A 24,379-nucleotide genomic window follows, 5' to 3' on the forward strand; every position below is an offset into this window, starting at 1 on the left:
AAGACGATGCGCGGGATCATCGACTGGGTGCTGAACGCCATGCAAACTGAGTCGACCGGGCCGACTGAAATGACCTCGAATCCGTCGGCCCCCGCATCGGCATTGATTTCGACGTCCAAGGCCGACGGCCGGAACGGGGTCCCCCGGTATTTGATGACTTCGGTGGACGCCCCGCTTTCCATTCCGACGACGCCCTCCACGATGGAGGGGGTCTTTCTCATCACGGACGATGGGAACGGCTTCTCTCAGTCCGTCGGGCATCGGTTGGAGAGTCACGGCGCCCGGGCCGTGATCCTACGGATGGGAACGGCGCCGGGGCGCTTGGAAGAAGGAATCTATGACGCGGATTTGACCCGCCCCGAAGCCGTTCAAGAGTTGGTGCAGACGATCCGCCGGCAATATGGCCCGATCAAGGGCCTGATCCATCTGTTGCCGCTTCAGATTCGGAAGCGCTTCGAAGAGATGGAACTAGGAGATTGGCGCGCAGGCTTGAACCGGGATGTCAAGGCCCTCTTTCATCTGGCGAAATCGGCCGGCCCGGACCTCAAAGAAACCCGAGGCTGGATGGTGGCCGCGACGGCATCCTCTTCATCTCCGGGGCAGGGGGGCATTGCGGGATTGATCAAGACCGCGGCGATCGAATGGCCCTCCGTCCGCTGTAAGGTGATTGATCTGGACGCGACCCAATCCGCATCGGACCTGGCCGGACAACTGATCGCCGAGATGGCCTCACCGAATGGACCGGTCGAGCTAAACTATCAAGGCAGCCACCGCCTTATCCCTCAACCGCGGCTCGCACCGGCGGATCCAACCGGACAGTCGTCCATGACCATCGGCACCGACTCCGTGATCCTGATCACGGGCGGGGCCCGCGGCATCACGGCAAAAATCGCTTGTGATTTGGCCCGGCGTTACCGGCCGACTTTATGGATTGTGGGGCGATCTCCCCGTCCGGCGGGGGAGGAAACCGAGGAAACCCGGGGGATAGACAATTCCCGAGATTTGAAAGCGGCCCTTTTAAACCGGCTACGACGCGACGGAACGACGGTCACCCCCGCCCAGGTGGAGGCGGCCTATCGACGGCTGTGCCAGGACCGGGAGATTCGGACCCACCTTGCCGAAATGGAGAAGGCCGGGGCCCGGGTTCATTACGAGCCTGTTGACGTGCGGGACGAGCGTGCCTACGGGGACCTGATCGACCGAATTTACCAATCTCAGGGAAGAATCGACGGCGTCATCCACGGCGCCGGGATCATCGAGGATAAATTGATCCTTGACAAGGACCCGGAATCCTTCTACAGGGTTTTTGACACGAAAACGGACAGTGCGTTCGTCCTCAGCCGCCGGCTGCGTCCCAGTACCCTAAAATTCCTTGTTTTCTTCGCCTCGGTGGCCGGACGCTTCGGAAACAAGGGACAGGGGGATTATGCCGCGGCGAACGAGGTGCTCAATAAACTGGCGATCTACCTCGACCGCCAATGGCCGACGCGGGTCGTCTCGATCAACTGGGGGCCCTGGGCCACGGGCGGGATGGTTTCCCCGGGGCTTGAAAGGGAACTGCAGGAACGCGGCATGCAGCTGATCCCGTCCGAAGAAGGCCTCCGCAAATTCCACGACGAGCTGCTCGGCGGAAGGAAGGGCGAGGTGGAGGTCATCGTGGGAGACGGGCCATGGGCCTCCTCCGTCGGGTCCCAACTCATCGGAACGAAGACCCAAGAGGGCGGGTGATGGCTTCAGACGCGCCATACAGCAAGGCACCAATCAAAAGCGGCCCGGTCGATATCGCGATCATCGGGATGTCCTGTATTTTCCCGATGGCCCCCGACCTGGGCACCTACTGGCAGAACATCGTCTCCAAAGTGGACGCGATCAGCGATCCGCCCCCGGACTGGGAGGCGGAGCTCTTCTACGATCCCAACTCGGAATCCAACGATCGGACCTACTGCAAACGGGGAGGCTATCTGGGGGATCTGGCCCAGTTCCGTCCCATTGACTACGGGGTGATGCCGAAGTCCATCGGCGGCACCGATCCCGATCATTTCCTCGGGCTCCGCCTGACCCAGGAGGCCCTGGCGGATTCCGGCTACATCGACCGACCCTTCGACCGTGAGCGGTGCGGGGTGATCGTCGGGCGGGGCACCTACATCGGCCGCGGCTTCGCGAACCAGATCCAGCACTGTTTCGTGGTGGACGAGACCATCCGCCTTCTCCGCCGGCTCCATCCCGAATACACCCCGGAGGAGCTCCAAAAGATCAAGGACGGGATCAAGGCCAACCTGCCTCCCTTCACGGCCGAGGTGGCCCCGAGCCTGGTCCCCAATGTTATGGCCGGGCGGATCGCCAACCGATTCAATCTGATGGGCCCCAACTATATTGTGGATGCGGCCTGCGCCTCCTCCCTCATCGCGGTGGAACAGGCGGTGCACAACCTGACCACCGGAACCTGCGACATGGTGCTGGCCGGCGGGGCCAATGCCTCCACCACTCCGCCGATGCTGATGCTGTTCTGTCTCCTGGGGGCCCTGTCCAGGGAGGGACAAATCCGTCCCTTCGACATGAAGGCCGACGGGACCTTGTTGGGGGAAGGCTACGGCATGGTCGTGCTGAAACGGCAGGCCGATGCGCTGCGGGATGGCGACCGGATCTACGCCGTCCTCAAAGGTCTCGGCAGTTCAAGCGACGGCCGGGCCCTCTCCGTGCTGGCCCCGCGCGTGGAAGGCGAAGAGCTGGCCCTGAGAAGGGCCTATGACTCGTCCGGAATTTCCCCGCGGACCATCGGACTGGTCGAGGCCCACGGGACCGGGACGGCCGCCGGGGATCTCACGGAGATCCAAACCCTCCGTCGCGTCCTGGGAGACCGGGAGGGGCGTTACCCCCACTGCGCCGTCGGGACGGTCAAGTCCATGATCAGCCACCTCATCCCGGCCGCCGGCATCGCCGGACTGATTAAGACGGCCCTGGCCCTTTACCACAAGACCCTTCCGCCCACCCTCAAGTGCGAGGAGCCCAACCCAAAGTTTGAGCTGGAGAAGACCGTTCTTTATATCAACACCGAGACCCGCCCGTGGATACACGGCGGACCAACTCCCCGTCGGGCCGCGGTGAACGCCTTTGGCTTCGGCGGGATCAACGCCCATGCGATCCTGGAAGAAGCCCCCGAGACGGACGCGGACAAAACCGTCAGTCTGCACCGGGCCTGGGACAGCGAGGTGTTCATTCTCGAGGCTGCATCCCGCGAGGGGTTGATCGGCCAGGTGGATCGGCTGCACCGATTCGTGTCCGCGTCCCCGGGCGTGGAGATGAAGGATCTTGCGGCCACCGTGAACCGGGACCTGCGGGATGCCCCCTGCCGTTTGGGCATCGTGGCCGCCTCGTTGGCCGATTTGTCGCAAAAACTCGCCGCCGCGAGAGCAAAATTGTCGGATTCCCGCTGCACACGGATCAATGACGCCGGCGGGATTTACTTCTTCGAGGAGCCATTGGGCCGAAAGGGTAAACTCGCATTTCTTTTTCCGGGCGAAGGCTCCCAATACCAAAACATGCTCGCTGACCTCTGCCTTCATTTCCCGGAGGTCCGGAAGTGGTTTGATTTCATGGACCGGGCCTTCTGGGATCACCCGCGGGGCTACCTACCGAGCCAATGCATCTTCCCCCCGCCCGCGCTCGGCGGATCCAACGGAGCCGGGAATGCGGCCGAGACCTTATTTGATATGGACGGCGCGGTGGAGGCCGTATTTACCGCCAACCAGGGGATGGGCGCGCTACTGGGTCGGCTGGAAATTCGGCCGGACTCCGTCCTGGGACACAGCACCGGGGAGTATTCCGCGCTGCTGGCCTCGGGGGCCCTGGAAGTGGAAAATGAAGATCGGCTCGCCATCCATGTCCGGGACCTGAACCGGGCTTATGAAGACTTCACCGCGCGCGGCGGACTCCCGGAGGCGGCCCTTTTGGCCGTGGGCACGACCGACCGGGAGGCGCTCGATCGCTTGGTGGCCGAGGCAAAAGAGCCGCTCTTCGTGGCCATGGACAACTGCCCGCATCAGATCGTCCTTTGCGGGACGAAGAAAAACACCGCCTGGGCGGCCGAGGCCCTTCAAAAAACGGGGGCGGTTTGCCAGGTCCTGCCCTTCGACCGGCCTTACCATACGCCCCTGTTCGAAGGGTTCAGCGGGCCCCTTCGGGAATTTTTCGGGGGCCTGAAGATCGTGGGACCGAAGCTGCCGATGTACTCCTGCGTGACGGCCGCCCCCTATCCGGAGGATCCCGAGGAAATCCGACGGCTGGCGATTATCCAATGGGCCAGCCCCGTCCGGTTCCGGGAGACGATCGAGGCCATGTATGCCGACGGCGTTCGGTTGTTTGTGGAGGTCGGCCCGCGGGGAAATCTGACCGCTTTCGTGGAGGACATCCTTCGGGGTCGTCCCAAGACGGCGGTAGCCTCCAACCTGATCAGCCGGTCCGGCCTCGCGCAGATCCATCACATGATCGCGCAGCTCGCGGCCCATGGGGTCTCGCTCAAGACGGACCCCCTCTACGCGCGACGCAACCCGAAATATCTTTCGTTGGATTCCCCGTCTTTGCCGTTGGAGAAAACGATCGGGACGGCCGGAACGGTGAAGCTGGATTCCTATCTTCCCGGACTGCGACTTACAAATTTCCTTCCCGTCCCCCTGCCTCCGGCGAGTCCGGCCGCGGCCACCGTCCCCCCGACGCTCCCTCCGGTCCCCGTGCCTCCCGTTCCCCTGGCTCATCCGGAGCCGGTGCGGTCTCTTGCTTCGGTGGCGGCCCAATCCGTGGATGCCGGGGTGTCAGGCGGCAATGGAATTGGCATGAATCGACCGGCGGGTTCGGGCGCGGAAGTGGTCGGGGAATATTTTCAGACCATGGAATATTTTTTGGAGGCGCAGGAGGAAATCATCCGAACTTACCTTCAAAGTGCTGCGATGGGCTCCGCGGAGGGGCGGGCCTGGAAGGCCGGCGGTTCGGTGCAATCGGACCCGAATCCTCCGGCCCCGCCGATCGAATCCCGCGCGGTTATTGAGCGGCCGGATTTTCCGCTGATCGACGGGATCCTGTCCCTGGTCCCGGGCGAGTCGGTCGTGGCCCGACGCGAGTTTCGGCTGGAGGAGGATCTCTTTCTGTATCACCACACCATCGGCAGCCGCACGGTGTCGAAGGACCCCGGGCTGACGGCCCTTCCGGTCATCCCGCTGACGGTCAACATGGAGTTGATGGCCGAGGTGGCCTCGGTGCTGTACCCGGATCACCGCTTGGTCGGCATGCGGGAGGTTCGCGGCTATCGCTGGGTCGGGCTTGACCAGGGACGTGTGACGCTGAAAATCTCCGCCAAGCGCCAGACGGGCCTGCCCGGTATCGAGGTGGACGTGCAGGTCCGGGAAGACGCGGGCGCGTCACCCGATCTATCGCCGGCCACGCTGATCATGGAAGGCACCATGTTGTTTGCGGAGGCTTACCCGGATCCTCCTTCGATCGAACCGCTTGAGCTGAAGGGGGAACGCCCCTCCCGCTGGCGCGGGGAGATCCTATACACCGACGGGATGTTCCACGGCCCGGCCTTTCAGGCTGTGGTGGAAGTCGATCGCACGGGAGAGGACGGTGTCGAAGCGACTCTCCGGGTTCTTCCGACCGACACCCTTTTTCAGTCACGGCCGGCCCCCGCCCTGGTCACCGATCCCGTTGTTCTTGACGCCGCCGGCCAGGTGGTGGGCTATTGGGCCTTGGAAAATCTTACGACCCGTTTCAACGTTTTCCCCTTTCGTCTCGAATCGCTCCGGATCTACCGGCCCAACCTCGCGGTGGACGAGCAACTTGTCTGCCGGGCCCGTCTCACGGACGTGGGGGAGGCCGAGACCCGCTCGGACATCGATCTCGTCGGCTCGGACGGAGGAATCTGGATGAGATTGACCGGCTGGTGGGATCGCCGCTTCGAGATGCCCAACGCCTTCTACCGTTTCCGTATCACACCGCTGGACGTAGTGCTGAGCCGGGACTGGGCCGAAGGCCTGGAACAATTCCGTGCCCCCGAGGCCTTTCGGTGCATGCTCCTGGACGGACTGCCCGATGAGCTGCTCCGAGGAGGATGGATGATCTGGTGCCGGGTCCTGGCCCACCTTATTCTCAGTCGCCAGGAACGGGAGATGTGGCACAGCCTCAATCTTCCCGAGCCCCGGCGGATCGAATGGCTGCTCGGACGAATGGCGGCCAAAGACGCCGTCCGCGTCTGGCTGAAAGAACGTCACGGATTGACGGTCTATCCCGCCGATGTTGAAATCGGAAAGGGGCCGAAGGGCCAGCCGATCCCGCAGGGGCCTTGGACCGCCGACATAGCCGACCGCCCGTTGCTCTCCCTGACCCACGCGGGCGGGATCGCCGCCGCCGTCGCCGGGGCGGCGGCGGGCGTCAAGGGAATCGGGATCGATTTGGAACGGCTGAGCCGCTTCAACGGGCGCTTTGAGGCCGATCTCCTCACGCAGGCGGAGCACGATCTGCTCGAAGGCGCACCCCCTTCCGAGCGTCTTGAATGGTCGGTCCGGACTTGGTGCGCCAAAGAGGCCGTCGGGAAGGCCCTGGGCACCGGCGTGATCGGCGGGCCTTGGGCCCTCTCGGTGGAGTCGCTGGATTTTTCGACGGGAACCGTGACGATCGGCCTCGTCGGTGAAATGGCCGCGGCCTTTCCGGATTTCGCCGGCCGCCGCCTTGTCGCCCGGACCGGCCGGAACGGGGATTTAATAACGGCCACCGCCTGGATCGAAGAAAAGGAGGATGAAGGAAATGGGGGATAGTATCCATCGCGCAGAGGGAACGGAGCCGGGCACGGTGCAGGCAACCGTCCTCCGCATGCTCGAGGAAATCACCGCGGAGTGGGATGTGGGCCCGATCACGATCGGCACGCGGCTCGGAAGCCTCGGCCTGGAGTCGATCAATTTGGTCTATCTGATCGCCGAGCTCCAGAAACAGTACCGGCTGCAAAACCTGATTTTCCAGAAATTGATCGCGGCGAAGATCCATGTCAACGATCTTCAAGTCGCGGACCTGATCGGTTATATCGAAAACGGCATCCGCGAGGAGGGAAAGGCATCATGACAGAAAAGCAGTTTCATCCAACCGTATTAATCGGGCTTGACGGAGCGACCTTCAGCGTGCTGGATCCATTGATGAAGGCGGGCGTGATGCCCTTCCTCCGGGAGTTCGTTTCCCGGGGGGTCCGGGGAATTTTGCTCTCCACGCCCCATCCGTTGACCCCACCGGCTTGGACTTCCCTGATGACGGGACGGACTCCGGGGAGCCACGGGGTGTTCGACTTCGTGCGGGTCGAGCAGGACACCGATCATCCACAGTACACCCTCCTCACCTCGGAGGATGTCCGTTGCGAAACCGTCTGGTCGATGGCGAGCCGGGAAGGGTGTCGCGTCACCACATTGAATTTTCCGTGCATGTTCCCGCCTCAACCGATCAACGGGTTCGTCATCCCGGGCTTCGTGCCGTGGCGCTATCTTTCCCGGGCCGTATATCCCAAGGAGTTATACGGCCGGCTCAAGGCCCGTCCGGAGTTCAACGCCAAGGAGCTGGCGCTCGACTGGGACGTGGAGCGCAAGGCCCTCCAGGGCCTGGGGAAGGAGGAGTTCGAACCCTGGATCCAATTTCATATCACCCGCGAACAACAGTGGTTCGAGATCGTTCGAATGCTCATGAAGGAGGAGCCCTGCCGCCTCACCGCGATCCTCTTCGACGGCGTGGATAAATTGCAGCACCTCTGCTATTATCTGCTGGACCCGAAGTTCACGCCTCAAAATCCCACCGCCTGGGAGCAAAAGGTAAGGGAGCACTGCCTCGATTATTTCCGCCAATTGGACGGCTTCCTGGCCGAGATCATCCAGATGGCCGGCCCCGAGGCCCGTGTCTTCATGGCCTCGGATCACGGGTTTACGGACGCAGGTGGAAAAATCTTCTACACCAACGTCTGGCTTGAACAACAGGGATACTTGAAATGGGCGGATGGGGTCGCCCTGGACAAAGACGGGCGTCTCACGCTGGAAGGCCACACCGGATCCGATACGATGTACGACTGGGGCTGGGATTCGACGCCCGCCGCCCCCCGCACGACCGCCTTCGCGCTCACCGCGAGCAGCAACGGAATTTTCATCCGCCGGGCCAGCAAGCCCGGCATGCCGGGGGTCCCGGCGGAAGAGTATCATTCCTTCCGTCGGCAACTGATCGACCGGCTGCTCGCGTTTCGGGACCCTGAAACGGGTCAGCCGGTGGTGGAGCGCGTTCTGACCCGCGAGGAGGCCTTCCCGGGCGAGCGGACCGCCGGAGCGCCGGATCTCACCCTGGCCCTGCGGGACCGGAGCTTTCTGTCGGTGCTCCGGGCCGACGAGCCGTTGAAGCGGCGGATGCTCCCCTACGGCACGCATCATCCACACGGGGTCTTCATGGGGCGCGGTCCGGGCATCCGGGCGGGTGGGGAAGTGTCGGAGTTCCCGATCATCAATATCGCGCCCACACTCCTTTACAGCCTGGGACTGGCCGTACCAAGCGATCTGGAGGGAAAACCCGCCCTCGACGCGTTCGAGTCGGAATTCTTGAAGGTCCGTCCGCTCCGCACCGGGCCGCCCACCGTTTCGGCGGGATCGTCGGGAGCCGGGCCGGAAAAGGCTTCCATGGATGAGGGTCAAAAATCGCAAGTCATGGAACAGTTGAAGGCGTTGGGATACTTGGAGTAGTCTTAAAGGTTCGAGCGATGCCGATCACGGAAATCAACAGGCTGCCGGTTCATTATCAAGCTGCGGGACAAGGTCCGACCCTTGTTTTAATCCATGGACTGTTCTCGAACCTTGCGTTCTGGTACATGAGCGTGGTGCCGATACTCGCACGCCGCTATCGGGTCGTGGTGTACGATCTGCGTGGACACGGCTACAGCGGCAGTCCGCCTTCCGGTTACACCACTCACGATATGGCGGACGACCTGCATCACCTTCTGGAACATCTGGGCGACGAGCGGGTGCACCTTATCGGACACAGCTTTGGAGGCGGGGTCGCGTTGCATTACACCGTGCTTCATCCCGAACGCGTCCGGTCGCTTACGCTCGCGGATGCCCGGGTCCCGGCCTTGCAACCTCCCCTGCAACCCCGCGGCACGGCCCACTGGAAACGTCTCAACACGCGGCTTCGCCGGGCGGGGATCGAGCTGCCGGAGAACCTGCCGCGGGTCGCCTACAGCCTGTTCGAGGACCTGGCCCATCTGCGGCGATCTCCGTCGGTTACGGAACAGGGCCATGGCGATCGGATGGGGGGGTTTTTGGGAGCGCGGACGGGAAACTCGCGGGCCATGCAGCGTTGGTCCCAGTTGATGCGAACCACCACGGCCCACCGGGACCTCGAGGACCCGGCCGGACTGACGGTGGAGCAGATTCGAGGGGTCAAACAGCCGACCCTTGCGATCTTCGGGCGGCGCTCCAGCTGCCTGCCGACGCTTCGCGGGTTGAAACAGTGCATTCCCCATTGCCGGTCGATTCTGATTTCGAACGCGGGACATTTTCATCCGGTTCTCAAGCCGGAAGGTTTTGTAAAACATGTGGAGGAGTTCATTGGGAGAGTCGAAATTGAACAGCAACAAACGGTCATCAGCGGGTCTGGATAGAACGGACTTCATGCGAATCGTCGTGAACGGCTTCGGGGATCCGCAGAATTCGTACGTCCATTCGATGGCCTGGTATAAGGACCATGTTTATATGGGGACCTCCCGGCATATTTTGGCACTGCTCAAGTTGTTTCCGCCGCCGGACGGCGCCTCGATGGACCCGTGGCCGGTAAACGTGCCGGATCGCGTCGAGGATCTCGATCTTCGGGCCCAGATCTGGAGGTGGGATCCGGCCAGCGGCGGGTTTGAACACCTGCACACTTCACCGGACATCATCGGGCGGAACGGAAAAGAAGTTCCGCGGGACCTCGGCTACCGCGGCATGGTGGTGTTTCAAGGGCGTTCCGATCCGGAGCCCGCCCTCTATGTCAGCACGGTATCTTCGGTCTCCCGGGGCACCGGGGCCCGCGTCCTGCGCTCGTCGGAGGGCTTGAAATTCGATCCGGTCTCCGAACCGGGTTTGGGAAACCCGAACATTTCCACGTTTCGATCGCTGGTGGCCTTCGACGGCCATTTGTACGCCGCGCCCGCCGGGGAAGGCAAGACCTGGAACACGACAAAGGCTCCAAAAATCTTTCGCTGCGCAGACCCGCTCCATAAGGAATGGGAGCTGGCCTGCGAGCCCGGCTTCGGCGATCCGAACAACACCGGGATCTTTGAGCTGGCGGTCTTCGACGACCATCTCTATGCCGGGACCTTTAATCATATCGAGGGTTATCAGGTCTGGAAAACGCCGGCGACGGGCGATGCCCCCTGCCGTTGGACGAAAGCCCTCGGGCACGGCGCCTATCGGGGGAGCCTCAACGAGATGGCCATGAGCCTTTGCGCCTTCAAAGACGCCATTTATGTCGGTAGTGGGATACAAAACGGCGGGTATGACCGTTGGAACATTATCGGCCCGGCGGCCGGCGAAGTGGTCCGGATCTATCCGGACAACTCCTGGGACCTGGTCGTCGGCACCCCCCGTCAAACACCGGAAGGCATGCGGTATCCCCTCTCCGGAATGGGACCGGGTTTTGACAACGTCTTCGCCGGTTATAAATGGCGGATGGGCGTCCACGACGGATGGATCTATCTCTCCACCTTCGATTGGAGCGTGTTCCTGCCGTATGCCACACGGGTCGAGGGGCTGTACAAAGACCTGATGCGCGGGTTCGGCGCGGATCACCTCATCCGCATGGGGGGTGGGTTCGAGCTTTGGCGGAGCGAAGACGGGATCCAGTGGGTCCCCGTCACCCGAAACGGGATGGGCAATCCCTACAATTACGGCGCAAGGACCTTTCTGTCCAGTCCGTATGGATTTCTGCTGGGGACCGCGAACCCGTTTGGTCCGGAGGTGGCGGTCAAGACGGCGACCGGGTGGAAATATATCCCGAATCCGGACGGGGGCGCTGAGGTGTGGCTGGGCCGAAAACGCCGTCGGCCATCCGAAGAATTGGTTTCCGAACCCGCCGCATCAACGGGGGTAAAGGGGTAAAGTTATGGCGAATCGTGAAACGATGAAGGCTAAAAACCAATCACGCAGTGATCAGAAGCCCTCTGCCCCGAGCAAGGCTTCGGATCGACCTTCGATGTCCGGCGGAGGGAGCGGGGATAATCCTCGCGTGCTTTTAACCGGCGCCACCGGCTTTATCGGTTCTCATGTCCTGGATCGGGTTCTGATGCAGGAGGGCCGGGTCCGTGTGTTGGCCTTGCCGGAAACGATCAAGGATCTTCGACAACCGGACCGGGTCGAGGTGGTGGCCGGAAGCGTGACGGATGAGGCGCTTCTGACCGAGGCGGTTCGGGGCGTGGAGATGGTTTACCATATGGCCGCTCTTCTGCCCGGAAGTTCGCACGTCGACCTGATGAAGATCAACGTACACGGGACGGAAAACCTCCTTCGGGCCTGCGGCCGGGCAGGCGGGATACGCCGCTTTGTCTTTACGAGTTCCGTTGCGGTATACGGCGGGGCCTTTTCTCCGAACGAATGGCCGATCAACGAGGACACCCCGACCAACCCGAGGGGAACCGAAGATTTGCGTAATTACGGCCGGTCCAAGGTGGCGGCCGAAAGCCTGGTGCGGCGGTATGCGAAGGACTTGGGGTTTGAGCCCGTGATACTCCGCCCCTCCACCTGCTACGGGGTGGGGAGTCCTTCCGCTGAGGCGATGGTCCAGCGTGCCCTGACCGATCCAAGGGCGGGAAGCGGTCCCGGTTCCCAGGTCACCATGCAGCTCATCCATGTCCGTGACCTGGCGGAGGGGATTGTGCGGGCGGGAACCTTACCCGAAGCGGCCCACGAAGCCTTTAACCTGGCCGGGATCGAGGTGGCCACGTATCGGGATGTCGTGTCCCTGATCCGGAGGCTCGGAGGCCGTACGGAATGGGTTTCGCCGTGGCCGGACCCGTCTCAGGTCTGGCGACGGTATGTTCTCATCTACGAAATGACGAAGGCCGAACGACTCCTCGGCTTCGTCCCGGGGACGGCCATGCAGGAAGGTTTTGCAGAAATGGCGGCCGCGTTCGACACACACGGTTCGACCGTGACGGCCGCCGATCAACCCATGATGCCACTGTACTGAAAAGGTGTTGCAATGCCGGTTGCGGATCCTTTAATAATCTTGGCGCCTCATCGCTCCTATACCAGCGTGGTCTCCGCCATGCTTGGGCAGCATCCTCAAATGTACGGCTTGCCTGAGATGAATCTATTTGTCGCCGAAAACATGTCCGAATGGTGGGCGATGTTCCGGCAAGGCACCGCGATCGGCGTTCACGGGCCGCTTCGGGTCGTCGCGGAAATTTACGGCCAGGAGCAGACGGAGCAGACCATCCGGGAGGCCTGGAACTGGCTGAGACAGAGACTCAACCGTGACACCGGTTCGATCTTCCGGGAGATCGCGGAGCAGGTCGATCCTCTGGCCGTGGTGGAAAAAAGCCCGACCACCGTTTACCGTGTCGAGTACATGGAACGGGCCCGCCGCGTCTTTCCACGCGCAAAATTTCTTCATCTGCTGCGCCATCCGTTGGGACACGGGCAATCGGTCCTGAAGGCATTCGAGGAGTTCGATCAATTCGGCGCGTTGCCGCGAGGGCTTGGGAATTCGGAGGGAGCACGGCCCGTCAGGCCTAGACCCGGAATCGGAGGGGCACCCTCGTCGAGCCGGTCGGACGACGGGCTATATGACTATAGCACCGATCCGCCGACCCTTGATCCGCAGATGCGCTGGTACAAGCTTCAAACAAATATACGTCATTTCTTGTCCGCGCTCCCTCCCTGGCAGTGGATGCAGATTCGCGGGGAGGACCTGATGGCCGACCCGGATCTCCATCTTCGGGACATCGCAAGCTGGCTGGGATTTAGAACGGACCCGGAAGCGATCGAGCAAATGAAGCATCCGGAACGGTCGCCGTACGCGTGCTTCGGGCCGCCCAACGCCCATCTGGGAAATGACCCGAATTTTCTTCAGAAACCCGCCCTGAGGGCCGGAAAGTCGGCGACGCTGAGTCTCGACGCTCCGGTCCCATGGCGCAAGGACGGAATGAAATTCAGACCGGAGGTTCAGGCGTTGGCCCGACAATTCGGATATGTGTGACGGAACGGGCCGGTTCGATGAGTTTAAACCCTTAAGCAGAAGGAGTGTCCATTGAAAGTTCTACTGACAGGAGCAACCGGTTTCATCGGTTGGGAAGTACTCAAGCGGCTGTTGGCACAGGGCGACCAGGTCCGGGTGCTCGTGCGGCCGGAAACGCTCGCACAATCAGACCACGGCCGGGAACTTCAGAAAATGGAAGGGGTCGAGGTCATTCCGGGGGCCCTGACCGATGTAAAGGTCCTGACCGATGCCGTTGAAGGGACGGAAATCGTTTACCATCTCGCCTGGCAGTCGAAACGCGGCATCGCCAAAGGTCGATCGGGGGACGGCGAGGACATCGCTCGGATCAATATCGAAACCACCTCGAATCTACTCAAGGCCTGCGCGGAGCATCGTATACGTCGCTTTATTTACACCAGTACGGTGGCGGTCTACGGGTCTTCATCCGACATGAACAAATGGCCGGTCAACGAGGAAGCGCCGTTGGAGGGTTCTTATGGCGGCGAATATTCTTTGAACTATATCGAACCCAAGCGCACCATCGAGAACATGATACGTCAGACGGCCAAGGAGTCGGGATTCGAATACGTCATCCTCCGCCCCTCCATCGTGTACGGCGCAGGGTCTCCCATGTCCGACCGAATGGTCCAGCAGGCCATGCAGGGTCCGAATCGCCGCGCGGGCCAGGGCAATCAGGTGGGTCTCCAGATGGTGCATGTCCGGGACGCAGCCGAGTCGGTTATCCTGGCTGGAAAGCGTCCGGAGGCGGTCGGGCGGGAGTTCAACATTGCCGGGCCGGAGGTTGCGTCTGTTGACGAAATGAACCGGATGCTCCGGGCGGCAATGTTTCGAATCAATCGCGGGATGCCGCTGCCGGGCCGCTTCCTGGGACAGTTGAAGGGGTATCAACGATACGACACCACAAAGGCCGAGATGATTCTTGGTTTTAAGTCTCAAATCACGCTCCCGGAAGGTTTGGCGGAGATGATGGCCGGGGGGATGGGTGTCCCATATACTCCATCGGCGATAGGAAGGTCCGCCGCCAGGATCGCACAGGCGTACGACTTCCGGTTGGACTTCAACCTGCTGAATGGTTTTTATGATAACAGCGATTTCTGGGACTTCGGCTACTGGGACGCCGGAACGAAGAACCAACGGGAAGCCTGCGAGAATCTGGTGGAAAAACTGCTGGCGTACATTCCCGAGAAAAAAGGGAATATCCTGGATGTGGCCTGCGGCAAGGGAGCCTCGACACGCCTGTTGCTCAACTACTACAAGCCGGAGAACATCATCGGGATCAATATCTCCGAGAAACAACTCGAGATCTGCCGGAGAAACGCGCCCGGCGTGGATTTCCGGCTGATGAACGCGGTGAATCTGGAATTTCCAAATGAGCATTTCGACAACGTCCTTTGCGTCGAAGCCGCCGGACACTTTGACACTCGTGATATGTTTCTCCGGGAGGCCCACCGCGTTCTCAAACCGGGGGGTAAACTGGTCCTATGCGATGCAATCTTCACCCCGCGGGCACAGACCCCGCAGGAACGAACTCAGCAGGAGGTCAATTACGTCCGCAACGCGGAGGAGTTCGGTGAGGCATTGAAGCAGGCGGGTTTCAGGGATGTCATCGCGGTGGACACGACCCGGGAGAGCTGGGGCGGGTTCTCCGAACACCTCCGGGCCTATCTGGACGAGGGAAAGCAGAACGGCACTTTGGACGACCGAAACCATGCGGCGGTCTCATCCTGGCTGAATCGTCTTGAAACCTACTTCGAGTTTTATGTGGTCGCTTCCGGAACCAAAAAATAAGGCGATCCGGCGTCGCGCCGCCGTTTGTTTCAGGAAAACGTTCGGACGCAACGGGATCAAAGGAGGGTTGTAATGCATGGAATGAAAACGGTGATCATGGCCGGAGCTCTGTTGTTATTAATGGGCGATTTCTCGTCCTGCTCTAGGACGATTGGCGTCGGTGATGGGGTCCAAGCGGCCGAGACTGTACCGGTGGGGGTATCGATCCGAACACTGACCGTACAGGGAAAGCAACGTTACTACCGGCTTTACATCCCGAAGAGTATGAATCGGACGAAACCGGCTCCCGCGATCCTGGCCTTTCACGGGGGCAGTTCGACTCCGGAGCAGTTCGCCAAGGTGACCCGATTGGATGAGCTGGGAGGAAATCAGGACGGCTTTGTGATCGCCTATCCCGCCGGCTATGAGCACTTTTGGCATGCTGGAGATGATTGCTGCGGCCCTCCCTATAAAGAGAACCTCGACGACGTGGCCTTTGTCCGGGCTGTCCTTGACGATTTGGCGGCCGTCGTGAACATCGATAACCGGCGCATTTTCGCTACCGGATTTTCGAACGGCGGAAACATGACCTATCGCCTGGCGTGCGAACTGTCTGATCGGATTGCGGCCGTAGCGATCAACGCCAGTTCTTTGAGTTTGAAAAATTGCAGTCCCAAACGCCCGGTTCCGATCCTTCACTTTCACGGTACGTCGGATACCTTCCATCCCTACTCGGGGGGAAAAGGGGTTACGCAATATGACTATTATAAGCTCGGAGCCCCCGAAACGATCGATCACTGGGTGAAATGGGATGGGTGCACAAATGACACAAGCGTGACCTACAAGAAAGGAGCGGCCTCCTGCGAAACGCATCCTCACTGCAGTCAGGGTTCGGAGGTGACCTTCTGTACCATTGAAGGAATGGGTCATCAATGGCCGGGATTTATTATTCGGTTTCCTCCGCGCCTGGCCCGGGCACTCGGTCCCGGCAACATGGATCTTTCGGCGACCGATATGCTGTTGACCTTTTTCCAAAAACATCCGATGCCGGAGAAACCGTAAACGCCGATCTGATTTAGGCGGGAAAATCATGACGATTCGACAGTTCATCACCTTTGCAGTTTTGACCCTCACCGGCCTGACGGTCGAGCCGACCGCTTTGTACGCTCAGACCTCGACCATCGACAGTCTGGAGGCGGACGGGGTCTGGTGTCCCATGGCCCACTGCAATCGCAACGACAACTCGTATCAGGATCTTCCCCCCATCCTCTCGCTGGGGTCTTCGCAAAAAATCCTTGACCCTACCGTCTCTCCCGGCGCCAGTCGGGTCTTGGGTTGCGTCTCAGGAGAATCGATGGCGGTGTGCGCCTACGATATGCCCAACTACCCCGCCCTGGCGGCCTTCGACTATCAAAGCGGCGGCGTGATCTGGAAGAGCCCTCCGGAGGACCTCCCCGGAACCACGCACCGGGTTCCCGCCGGGCTTCTACTGGCCAAGATGGGGATCAATGGCGACCCGGTCCGACACTGGGTCTTCGCGGCCAACCCGGCCGAGTTCGTAGCCTATGTGGCGAACGGGGTGCGGGTCTGGAAAACGCCCACAACACAAATCACCACCGCGGCCCCCAGCGGGGTGGGGATGCCGGTCTCCCTGAGCTTCGACGACGCCAAGGAGATCGTGACCGTCACAAACACGGGCTGGATCATTAAGTTGAATCCGGTGAACGGCAGCGTGATCGATGCCTATCAAATGAGTACCAACGTCGTGGTAAACGGGGCTCTCTATCATGGCATCATGATCACCAACAACTCCCCGGCCATCCTCGGTAATGTTCTCTATTTGGTGACTACTTTCCAGGCCGATGCCTCCAATCCGCTGGACCCCAAGCAGAGCCCGGTCCATGTCGTGCGAATTGAATTAACACAGCCTGACGTTCCCGGCATGGAGACGAAGATCAAGGCGATCATCACTCCCCTCTCCCCGTCCGATCCCACCCCGGACCGGGCCATGATCGGAATCAATGCCCCCGCAGCCTCACCGGTTGCTTGGGTGCAGCCCGATGGAAAGCCTCTTATTTTTACCGACGCGGACGCTTTTCTGAACGGAAAGCTCTGGCCCGCCATCGCGGCTGTCGTCGATGACCATGGCACCCTAAGCCGGCAGTGGCGGTCCGTGATCAATTTCGTCGTCGGCGACGACATCCATGCCGCCCCCGGGTTTGATTCGAAGAGCCGCACGCTATTGGTCGGCACGACCTTCGGAATTTACGTCTTTCGGGACGTCGACACCCTTTCCGGAGATGTCCCCCCGCCCCTTCCGCTTTCCAATTCGGACCTCATCCGATGCGGGATGAACAATGGAGCTGCCACGGCCAGGGTCGGCAGTCCCTTCGCCATCGCTTACGACCAGGGGACGAACGAAATAGTGGCCGCCACGAATTTCCAGATAACCCAGTCCGATTCCCAGACCTACGGATATTTGGGCGCCTTCGCGCTTCCGGCCAAAGGCCCCGTGATCGCTCGCCCGGTCTGGTGTTTCCCCCTGGCACTCAACGGGACCGGATCGCCCGCCCCGGGAAATGGAACAGCCGGACAGCCGGCTCAATTCCGCTATGCCGCCGGGGGAAACGAGGTGACGGGGCTTATCGTCAATACCCTATCGACCGGAACCTATATTATCCGATCCGCCGTTTCAGCGGTTTTCGATCCCTCAACGCTATTATCGCGTGTCAGCAATACGCAGGCCACGGCCTCTCTGATTCGCGCGGGATACGCCCTTCAGGCCGCCAAGATGATCTGGCCGGTAAGTTGCCCCCCGGCGGACCCGGGGTGTATTCGCTACGTCAATAATCCGATTACACGGTATGGTGAAGCCTATATGCCGACGGGCACACCGACGCCCACGTCCTTCCCCTTGGACGGAGATGATGCTTTTGTGGTATACGGGACGACGCCGCCTCCGATCACCTACTACAGTTTCACGATAAACCAGTATAGCCAGTACAACCCCGTCACCGGTCAATATTTTAACACGGCGTCCAGTATCGGTTTAAGCCTTAACCAAGAGAATCTCAATTCGTTGGGAGGGCCGAACAACACCTTTTTTGCACTGATTGTCGCGGCCGACTTTAAGGCGGCCTATGCCGTTCATCAAGCGCTGCTTGAGGCCGGGGTTCCGGAGGGGACGATCAGTCATCTCCTCTTCCCGGCACGATTCGCCAATAGAAGCCTGCCTTTTCCCGACCAGCTCGGTTTTGTGCTTCGCTTAACCCAGCGAACCCCTGGTGAGCTGCAAATGATTAAGGACTACATCGCCCAGTCGCCGTCCAACATGCAAATCCTGTTCTTTGACGGTCCCGGCCAATCGGGAGACGTCATGGACAAGGATCTCCCGAATTGGAAAGACACTCTCCGGACCGACGCCTCCGAAGCGGACGCCGGAGCGGGAAGCGGCCTCGCGACCCTGGTCGACCAGATCATCAGCAAATACCAGGCCGAAGGATACACCCTCGCGGCCGTCGGAGAAGAGAATCTCCAACATGTCGATCCTCAGGCTCAGTGCCGGGATGTATATCAGCCCTGTAATTTCGACGCCCCCGATGCCTTGTATGCGCGATTTTACTGTCCCGATTCCAACGGCGGGACCAGCACGTGTCTGACCCGCCTGCCCGACAATCAGGGTTTTCTGATCGTCGCCGGTGTAAACCATCATGCGTTTTCGGATGACACGCTTAATACTTATTTTTCATATGCGGTCACCCGCTACACCGATTTGGCCGGGGTGGTAACCTTCATCGACCTGGACACGGCTGGTTCTTCCGTGTCGTATTTGGGAGACACCGGAGTGGATCCATCCACGGTATTCGCCATGAAGATTTCCAGAAGCTGCGGGACGGAGCCCTACTGTCTGGAGGTTCCATGGGGAACCAACGGTGTGTCTCAGTATAATCCGTTCATGATCACGGAACGGATCTATCTGGACAAGGTCACCGCCAGTGCTCCCAACCCGGCAAGCTTCACCGGTTCTAAGCTTTTATGGTTTGTAAAGTAAGTTTTCAACCAGGGCCATTACATACAACAAAAGGAGGATGCAATGACATTGCGAGTCGGGTTGTTCGTTCTAATGTTCTTCTTGGTGGCAACGGGTGTCGAAGCGGCCGGTCTGTCCGGCAAGTGGACCGGGCCCAAGGGAGGAATGTTCCAGTGCAGCGATACAGATTGCAAGGTTGCGGAGGGCAAACATGCCGGTGCTATGGTTCTTAAGGATTACAACAATGGAACGGCAAAGATGCAGGCCAAGAAAGACCAGTGGGTCGATATGAAGGTTGAAGTCGGTGACAATGATATGACCCTCACCGGTCCGAAAGGGAAAAGTATCAAATGGAAGCGTTCGCAGTAGGAGTTGAACGAATCGGATTTATTTAAGTCATAGTGAAACTAAACCGAGAACTAACCAACGAAAGAGAGGATCATATGGGCGACCAGGACAAAAAGGAAGACAAAGCGGAAGGACAACAGCAGGGAATGACTAGACCGGGCCAACCCGCTCGCGGACCAAGTCCAGGGATGGGACAAAGAGGGTTTCAAGGTCCCGGTCAGGGAGGTCCCGGTATGGGGCAGGGTTTCCGGCGCCAGGGACAAGGTCAGGGAATGCAGCCGGGAGGGTTTCAAGGTCAAAGACAGGGACAACCCGGGATGGGACAACGGTTCCGGGGTATGTGGCAGGGTCTCCGTGGCCGAGGCCAGGGAGCGCCGGGAATGCAACAGGGCGGCTTTCAAGGGCAAGGTCAGGGAATGCAGCCGGGCGGTTTTCAAGGTCAGAGACAGGGACAGCCCGGGATGGGACAACGGTTCCGGGGAATGTGGCAGGGTTTCCGTGGCCGAGGCCAGGGAACGCCGGGAATGCAACAAGGCGGCTTTCAGGGACAGGGTCAGGGAATGCAGCCGGGAGGCTTTCAAGGTCAGAGACAGGGACAACCCGGGATGGGACAGCGGTTCCGGGGAATGTGGCAAGGTTTCCGTGGCCGAGGCCAGGGAGCGCCGGGAATGCAGCCGGGCGGCTTCCAAGGACAGGGTCAGGGAATGCAGCCAGGAGGGTTTCAAGGTCAAAGACAAGGAATGGCCGGGATGGGGCAGGCCGCGCCAGCTTTCGGGCAAAGGGCACTACCTAACCCAGGGCGGGATAAGGAGAGTCAGAGAAAGGAACTTGAACGGAGGATCCAGTCGCTCGAGACGCAGCTTCGCGTGACACGGAGCCAGTTAGAAAAATTGGAGACTTCGGAGCCGAATGTCGAGTCGATCCGTCAGGCCGGAGTTCCGGCTTCACAAGCGAAAACGGAGAAAGCACAAACGGAAAAGATCGTGAATCCGTCGGAAGGAACGGCCTCGGAAAAGAAGTCGTTTTGGGGACGGGCGGCCTCGAAATAAGCGTCAGCAGGAAACATATCAATCCGGGTTGACGACGAGGCGCCACTCGGAAAGGAGAGAAGGGAAAGAAGGAATGAGACGACAAGGATTTACGGTCTGGTTTACGGGACTTCCAAGTTCCGGGAAGAGCACTCTGGCGGGAATGCTTCAGAAAAAACTTCTTGAGCTCGGATTTCCCGTCGAGATATTGGACGGGGATGAAGTGCGTCAACGATTGAACCAGGGCCTCGGTTTTTCAAAAGAGGATCGTGAGGAGAATCTCCGGCGCATCTCCTATGTGGCGAAGTTGTTGAGCCGTGTGGGGGCCGTGGCCATCACCGCCGCCATCTCTCCCTATCAAAAGTCCAGGGATCAGGCCCGATCCGATATTGAACACTTTGTGGAGGTATACATCAACTGTCCCGTGGAGGAATGCATCCGGCGGGATGTAAAGGGACTTTACGCGAAGGCCATCCAAGGCAAGGTTCAGAACTTCACGGGGGTCTCGGATCCTTATGAACCGCCGACCCGATCCGAAATCACGGTCTACACGGATCGTGAATCCCCCGAAGAAAGCCTCCAGAAGATCCTGGATGGCCTGATAGCCCTTCGGTATATCCCCGGACCTGCGGCCGGGATTCCCGGGAATGGATCGGCCAAACCAGAGGGAAGCACATTAAAGAAGAATCTCTGAGCGGGGCCTTGGCGCATCGGCCATGAACTTGAACTCCGTGCTGGACCTCGAGCGGGTTCCCGCCCTCTCCAGAAGGGTTTGGTGGCTCACGGTTCTATGCCTTGCCTTCTGGGGATGCGGATCAAAGCATTCGTCGTCCTCGACGCAAGCTCCGCCGATCGTGTATGCGTGCGACGGCACAACCACCGGCCTCACCCAGCCGCTTCCGGTTTGCAGCGGAGCGCAGCCATGCAACCACGCGATCGTTTTTGGAAACGGAGGGTTCTCTTACCAGACCGTGAACACGGCAAGCAATGCCCCTGCCTGCAAGACCAGTAACGGATTGATAAACGATGGACCCCCAATGACCTGGACGGATCCGGACGGAGTCAGGCGATATTCCTGCCTGTTCAAACCGTCCGGCGCGTCGCCGGCTTCCAATAGACCCTTACTTATTTTTTTCCACGGCTCCGGAGGTCATGCCAGCGATGCGTATAACTACACCGGCATCCGTGTCAAGGCGATTGACTACGACCTGACCGGGGATACCAATCGTCCTGGCTTTATTCTCGCCTCGGTTCAGGGGCGAAATCTCCACTGGCCTACCACCGATTCACCGGGAAGGCATCACGATTATTATTACCGTGACATGGGTTCCCCCTCCACAAACCCGGACGTTGCGAATGTCGATCATCTGATCGATACTCTTGTTGGGCAAGGGATTGTCGACCCCGCTCGTATTTATGTCATGGGCTGGTCGAACGGGGCGACCTTCGCGCAGTTCTATGCGATGGCAAGATTTCAGACAAAGACACCGGGCCAGAATAATGTGGCGGCCGCGGCTGTCTATGCCTTCGCGAATCCGTTTGCAAACATTTCATGGACCCAGACGCCCTCGTGCGAGCTGAATACGTATCCCACTTCCGCGGTGCCTCTCTACTTGGCCAACCGCACTTTCGACGCCTTAACCGCCTGCGATGCGGATCAGGAGACGCTATTCGGCCTCCCGCCCGGACATAGCGCAGTAGATTGGTTCGGTCAACTGCAAAATTCCGCCGTAGTAAATGATTCCGCCGTACAAATTCAACTTATCAATCTTCAGACCACCGCCGCAAGTGCCTGTGATCCGGCACATCCCCCCCCGCCCACCGCGGACGATTTTATCACAGGAACCGATGCCCATCTTCGATGGCCTAATGGCAAACTGGACGGAACCGGCGGAGACGACTGGGAAGTCCCTATGCTGGAATATTTAAAGGCAAACCCTCATTCCTAATCGATCTTGCATTTCCTGAGTACGGAAATGGCTCAATCCCCCCCTTTTAGGCGGTTGACAATTCCAGCTAAAGATTGTTAGTATTCGAGGCTGTTTGCTTTTTGTTTGCAAGATCTTGGGCCTGTTTTAACTGCGTTCAATGGTTGGGATGAGAGTGGCTGGATGAAGTGGATCGTTTCATCAATTCTATGTTTGTTCATCTCGATAGGTCTTATCGTGCCGTCTCCATCTGCCTTGGGACTTACCCTACAGGAGGCACGAGAAGAGGCCGTCAAGGCCTATTGGGGGGTTAAAATCGCCCATGAACAGTTCATCGAGGCGGAGTCGGAGCGAAAAGAACATTTCACCGATCTTTTCCCAAAGCTCAACCTCGATGGTAATCTGACAAGTTACAATAAACCCTCAGAGTTTCTCTTATCTCAGGGGGAGTTTTCAACATCAAACCTCCTCGGGAACACCTTCTCATTTCCTGCGGAGGACACGCTGATCTCGATCACAAACCGAACCACCTATCAATTCGGCCCCTCCCTGGAACAACCGGTCTTTGCGGGAGGGCGATTGTACTTCGGATTCCGGCAGTCCCAGGCCATGGAAGAGGAGGCCAATTGGAATGAAAAACAGGCCGTGAATGATCTCCTTTTTGATGTTGAGAAGGCTTATCTGGGTGTCCTTCAGGCCGTGGCCGAAAAAAAAGTCGCGGAAAAGGATCTCGAATATTTCAAAAAGCTGCGTTCCGATGTCGAACAGAAATTCAAGGCCGGACGAAATACGCTGGATGATGTATTGAAGGTGGAGCTCAAAGAGGCCAAGTCCGAACAAAATCTCTTATCGGCGACGAGCGAGGTTCAGATTAAGAACGGCCAATTCAACCTTCTGATCGTTCGTCCCGTCGATGCCTCCGCTTCACTTGAGCCCGTTCCGGATCTTCCGCCCGTGGCCATCGATCTGATCGGGGCATTATCCCTGGCGCAATCCCACCGTCCGGATTTGCAGGAGGCGCTCGCGTCATTTAACGCCGCCGGTTTTTCCCGGCGGGTTGCAGAGTCCTCCTATTATCCCCAGGTTAATACCGGAGCCAAGTGGTATCGGCAGGATGTATCCCCCAGTCAGGTTGACCAGCAACGTTGGCTGATCTTCCTTACAGCGGACTGGAATGTGTGGGAATGGGGAGGGACCAATCAACGGGTGGAACAGGCGAATGCCAATTTACGGCGTGCTGACTTCGAGGTACAACAGCTTTCGGATCGGATCCAGCTTGATGTTCACCAGGCCTGGTTGAAGCTTGACGAATCCGAAAAGCAAATTCAAGTTGCCGCCAGCGCCGTGGAACACGCCAAGGAGGACCTTCGCGTGGTTGAATTGGGGTATCATGGAGGAGTGAAGACTATCACGGACCTGATCGAGGCGGAGGCGGTGTTGTCCCAAGCGGAGCTTGCCGATCTGAGAGCCCATTTCACGGCCCAGATCGCCCGGGCCACCCTTCGACATTCCATCGGCATTATGGATGAGGAAAGTATTGCAAGAGCGGGTGGTTCCAATTAATTCGGGAAAGACCACCTACCGGAATCGAAGATCTTCCTAGAGTAAAAACCGCAAGCCCGCGGCAAACTTGCCTTCGGGAAGAGGATGGGTCCACCGGACCTCGGCCAAGGTGCGCGGCGTGAAAATCTGTTGAACGGGAAATGAAATCTTTAACACTTCCGCAACCTTCAGTGGATCCGTTGTCATGATGCAGGCCCCGCCGCTGCTGATGTTCTGAAGCACACCGTCAAGCCCAGGCTGTTTTTGATTTTCAGTCGAGGAACCGACCGCGCGATGGAATTCCACGCGAAGGTTGGAGGAAAACCTTGCGCTGGCCCTGGGAAGTTCCTGCGATTTTTCAGGCATGGGATTTCTCACGTATCAAACCGGGTTGAGCGGCAGGCCGGTCTGAGGAAACATGAATGATCAAAGCACGCGGGGGTTGACCTTTCCTAGATCCGATCACCACTCCCGCAGAA

Annotated in this window: 17 protein-coding genes; 15 read left to right on the top strand and 2 right to left on the bottom strand. The window is 59.5% G+C overall.

Going from position 1 to position 24,379, the window contains the following annotated elements; genetic code table 11:
* The 12 genes from VMN77_00205 to VMN77_00260 all read left to right on the top strand — a co-directional run.
* Positions 1-1,728 (top strand): SDR family NAD(P)-dependent oxidoreductase (locus VMN77_00205; GenBank protein ID HTN42198.1); only part of this gene is annotated, 1,728 nt, incomplete at its 5' end.
* The gene (locus tag VMN77_00210; GenBank protein HTN42199.1) at positions 1,728-6,803 is read left to right on the top strand and encodes a beta-ketoacyl synthase N-terminal-like domain-containing protein; all 5,076 of its coding nucleotides are present in this window, start codon (positions 1,728-1,730) and stop codon (positions 6,801-6,803) included. The genes VMN77_00205 and VMN77_00210, both read left to right, overlap by 1 nt.
* On the top strand, positions 6,793-7,104 hold the full coding sequence (locus VMN77_00215) for a hypothetical protein (GenBank protein HTN42200.1): 312 nt from the start codon (positions 6,793-6,795) through the stop codon (positions 7,102-7,104). Before VMN77_00210 ends, VMN77_00215 begins: the two co-directional genes overlap by 11 nt.
* Positions 7,101-8,744, top strand: coding sequence for an alkaline phosphatase family protein (locus tag VMN77_00220; protein HTN42201.1), 1,644 nt, complete (start codon positions 7,101-7,103; stop codon positions 8,742-8,744). Before VMN77_00215 ends, VMN77_00220 begins: the two co-directional genes overlap by 4 nt.
* A gap of 17 nt (positions 8,745-8,761) precedes the next feature.
* Positions 8,762-9,661 (top strand): alpha/beta hydrolase, encoded by a 900-nt coding sequence (locus VMN77_00225; GenBank protein ID HTN42202.1) that lies wholly within the window; start codon positions 8,762-8,764, stop codon positions 9,659-9,661.
* A 10-nt stretch (positions 9,662-9,671) separates the two neighbouring features.
* Positions 9,672-11,138, top strand: a complete 1,467-nt coding sequence (locus VMN77_00230) for a hypothetical protein (protein HTN42203.1) — start codon at positions 9,672-9,674, stop codon at positions 11,136-11,138.
* 94 nt (positions 11,139-11,232) lie between these two features.
* A complete protein-coding gene (locus VMN77_00235; GenBank protein ID HTN42204.1) occupies positions 11,233-12,225 on the top strand; it encodes an NAD(P)-dependent oxidoreductase in 993 nt (330 codons plus the stop codon).
* 39 nt (positions 12,226-12,264) lie between these two features.
* The gene (locus tag VMN77_00240; protein HTN42205.1) at positions 12,265-13,236 is read left to right on the top strand and encodes a sulfotransferase; all 972 of its coding nucleotides are present in this window, start codon (positions 12,265-12,267) and stop codon (positions 13,234-13,236) included.
* 51 nt (positions 13,237-13,287) lie between these two features.
* Positions 13,288-15,045 carry an NAD-dependent epimerase/dehydratase family protein gene (locus VMN77_00245; GenBank protein ID HTN42206.1) on the top strand — a complete coding sequence of 586 codons (1,758 nt, stop codon included), beginning with the start codon at positions 13,288-13,290 and terminating at the stop codon, positions 15,043-15,045.
* A 72-nt stretch (positions 15,046-15,117) separates the two neighbouring features.
* Positions 15,118-16,086 (top strand): PHB depolymerase family esterase, encoded by a 969-nt coding sequence (locus tag VMN77_00250; GenBank protein ID HTN42207.1) that lies wholly within the window; start codon positions 15,118-15,120, stop codon positions 16,084-16,086.
* Between the two features lie 28 nt (positions 16,087-16,114).
* Complete coding sequence (locus VMN77_00255; protein ID HTN42208.1) at positions 16,115-19,075, top strand: hypothetical protein; 2,961 nt, start codon at positions 16,115-16,117, stop codon at positions 19,073-19,075.
* A 42-nt stretch (positions 19,076-19,117) separates the two neighbouring features.
* Positions 19,118-19,423, top strand: coding sequence for a hypothetical protein (locus VMN77_00260; GenBank protein ID HTN42209.1), 306 nt, complete (start codon positions 19,118-19,120; stop codon positions 19,421-19,423).
* 50 nt (positions 19,424-19,473) lie between these two features.
* On the opposite strand, the gene VMN77_00265 is transcribed toward VMN77_00260, so the two are convergent.
* On the bottom strand, positions 19,474-20,181 hold the full coding sequence (locus tag VMN77_00265; GenBank protein HTN42210.1) for a hypothetical protein: 708 nt from the start codon (positions 20,179-20,181) through the stop codon (positions 19,474-19,476).
* 298 nt (positions 20,182-20,479) lie between these two features.
* Here VMN77_00265 and cysC point away from each other — a divergent pair, with 298 nt between their 5' ends.
* The 3 genes from cysC (at position 20,480) to VMN77_00280 (ending at position 23,921) form a co-directional block, all read left to right on the top strand.
* The gene (cysC, locus tag VMN77_00270; GenBank protein HTN42211.1) at positions 20,480-21,124 is read left to right on the top strand and encodes an adenylyl-sulfate kinase; all 645 of its coding nucleotides are present in this window, start codon (positions 20,480-20,482) and stop codon (positions 21,122-21,124) included.
* A gap of 343 nt (positions 21,125-21,467) precedes the next feature.
* Entirely contained in the window at positions 21,468-22,379 is a 912-nt protein-coding gene (locus tag VMN77_00275) for a hypothetical protein (protein ID HTN42212.1), read from the top strand.
* Positions 22,380-22,595: 216 nt separating this feature from the next.
* Positions 22,596-23,921 (top strand): TolC family protein, encoded by a 1,326-nt coding sequence (locus VMN77_00280; protein HTN42213.1) that lies wholly within the window; start codon positions 22,596-22,598, stop codon positions 23,919-23,921.
* 36 nt (positions 23,922-23,957) lie between these two features.
* Here VMN77_00280 and VMN77_00285 read toward each other — a convergent pair whose 3' ends face one another.
* A complete protein-coding gene (locus VMN77_00285; protein ID HTN42214.1) occupies positions 23,958-24,266 on the bottom strand; it encodes a PilZ domain-containing protein in 309 nt (102 codons plus the stop codon).
* Positions 24,267-24,379 lie beyond the last annotated feature (113 nt).

This window comes from Nitrospiria bacterium (genome assembly GCA_035498035.1).
Classification (GTDB): domain Bacteria; phylum Nitrospirota; class Nitrospiria; order JACQBZ01; family JACQBZ01; genus JACQBZ01.

Coding starts and splice junctions, on each gene's coding strand:
- VMN77_00255 (HTN42208.1), top strand. CDS start 16,115: ATGACGATTCGACAGTTCATCACCTTTGCAGTTTTGACCCTCACCGGC.
- VMN77_00235 (HTN42204.1), top strand. CDS start 11,233: ATGTCCGGCGGAGGGAGCGGGGATAATCCTCGCGTGCTTTTAACCGGC.
- VMN77_00220 (HTN42201.1), top strand. CDS start 7,101: ATGACAGAAAAGCAGTTTCATCCAACCGTATTAATCGGGCTTGACGGA.
- VMN77_00230 (HTN42203.1), top strand. CDS start 9,672: ATGCGAATCGTCGTGAACGGCTTCGGGGATCCGCAGAATTCGTACGTC.
- VMN77_00275 (HTN42212.1), top strand. CDS start 21,468: ATGACCTGGACGGATCCGGACGGAGTCAGGCGATATTCCTGCCTGTTC.
- VMN77_00260 (HTN42209.1), top strand. CDS start 19,118: ATGACATTGCGAGTCGGGTTGTTCGTTCTAATGTTCTTCTTGGTGGCA.
- VMN77_00250 (HTN42207.1), top strand. CDS start 15,118: ATGCATGGAATGAAAACGGTGATCATGGCCGGAGCTCTGTTGTTATTA.
- VMN77_00285 (HTN42214.1), bottom strand. CDS start 24,266: ATGCCTGAAAAATCGCAGGAACTTCCCAGGGCCAGCGCAAGGTTTTCC.
- VMN77_00210 (HTN42199.1), top strand. CDS start 1,728: ATGGCTTCAGACGCGCCATACAGCAAGGCACCAATCAAAAGCGGCCCG.
- VMN77_00215 (HTN42200.1), top strand. CDS start 6,793: ATGGGGGATAGTATCCATCGCGCAGAGGGAACGGAGCCGGGCACGGTG.
- VMN77_00225 (HTN42202.1), top strand. CDS start 8,762: ATGCCGATCACGGAAATCAACAGGCTGCCGGTTCATTATCAAGCTGCG.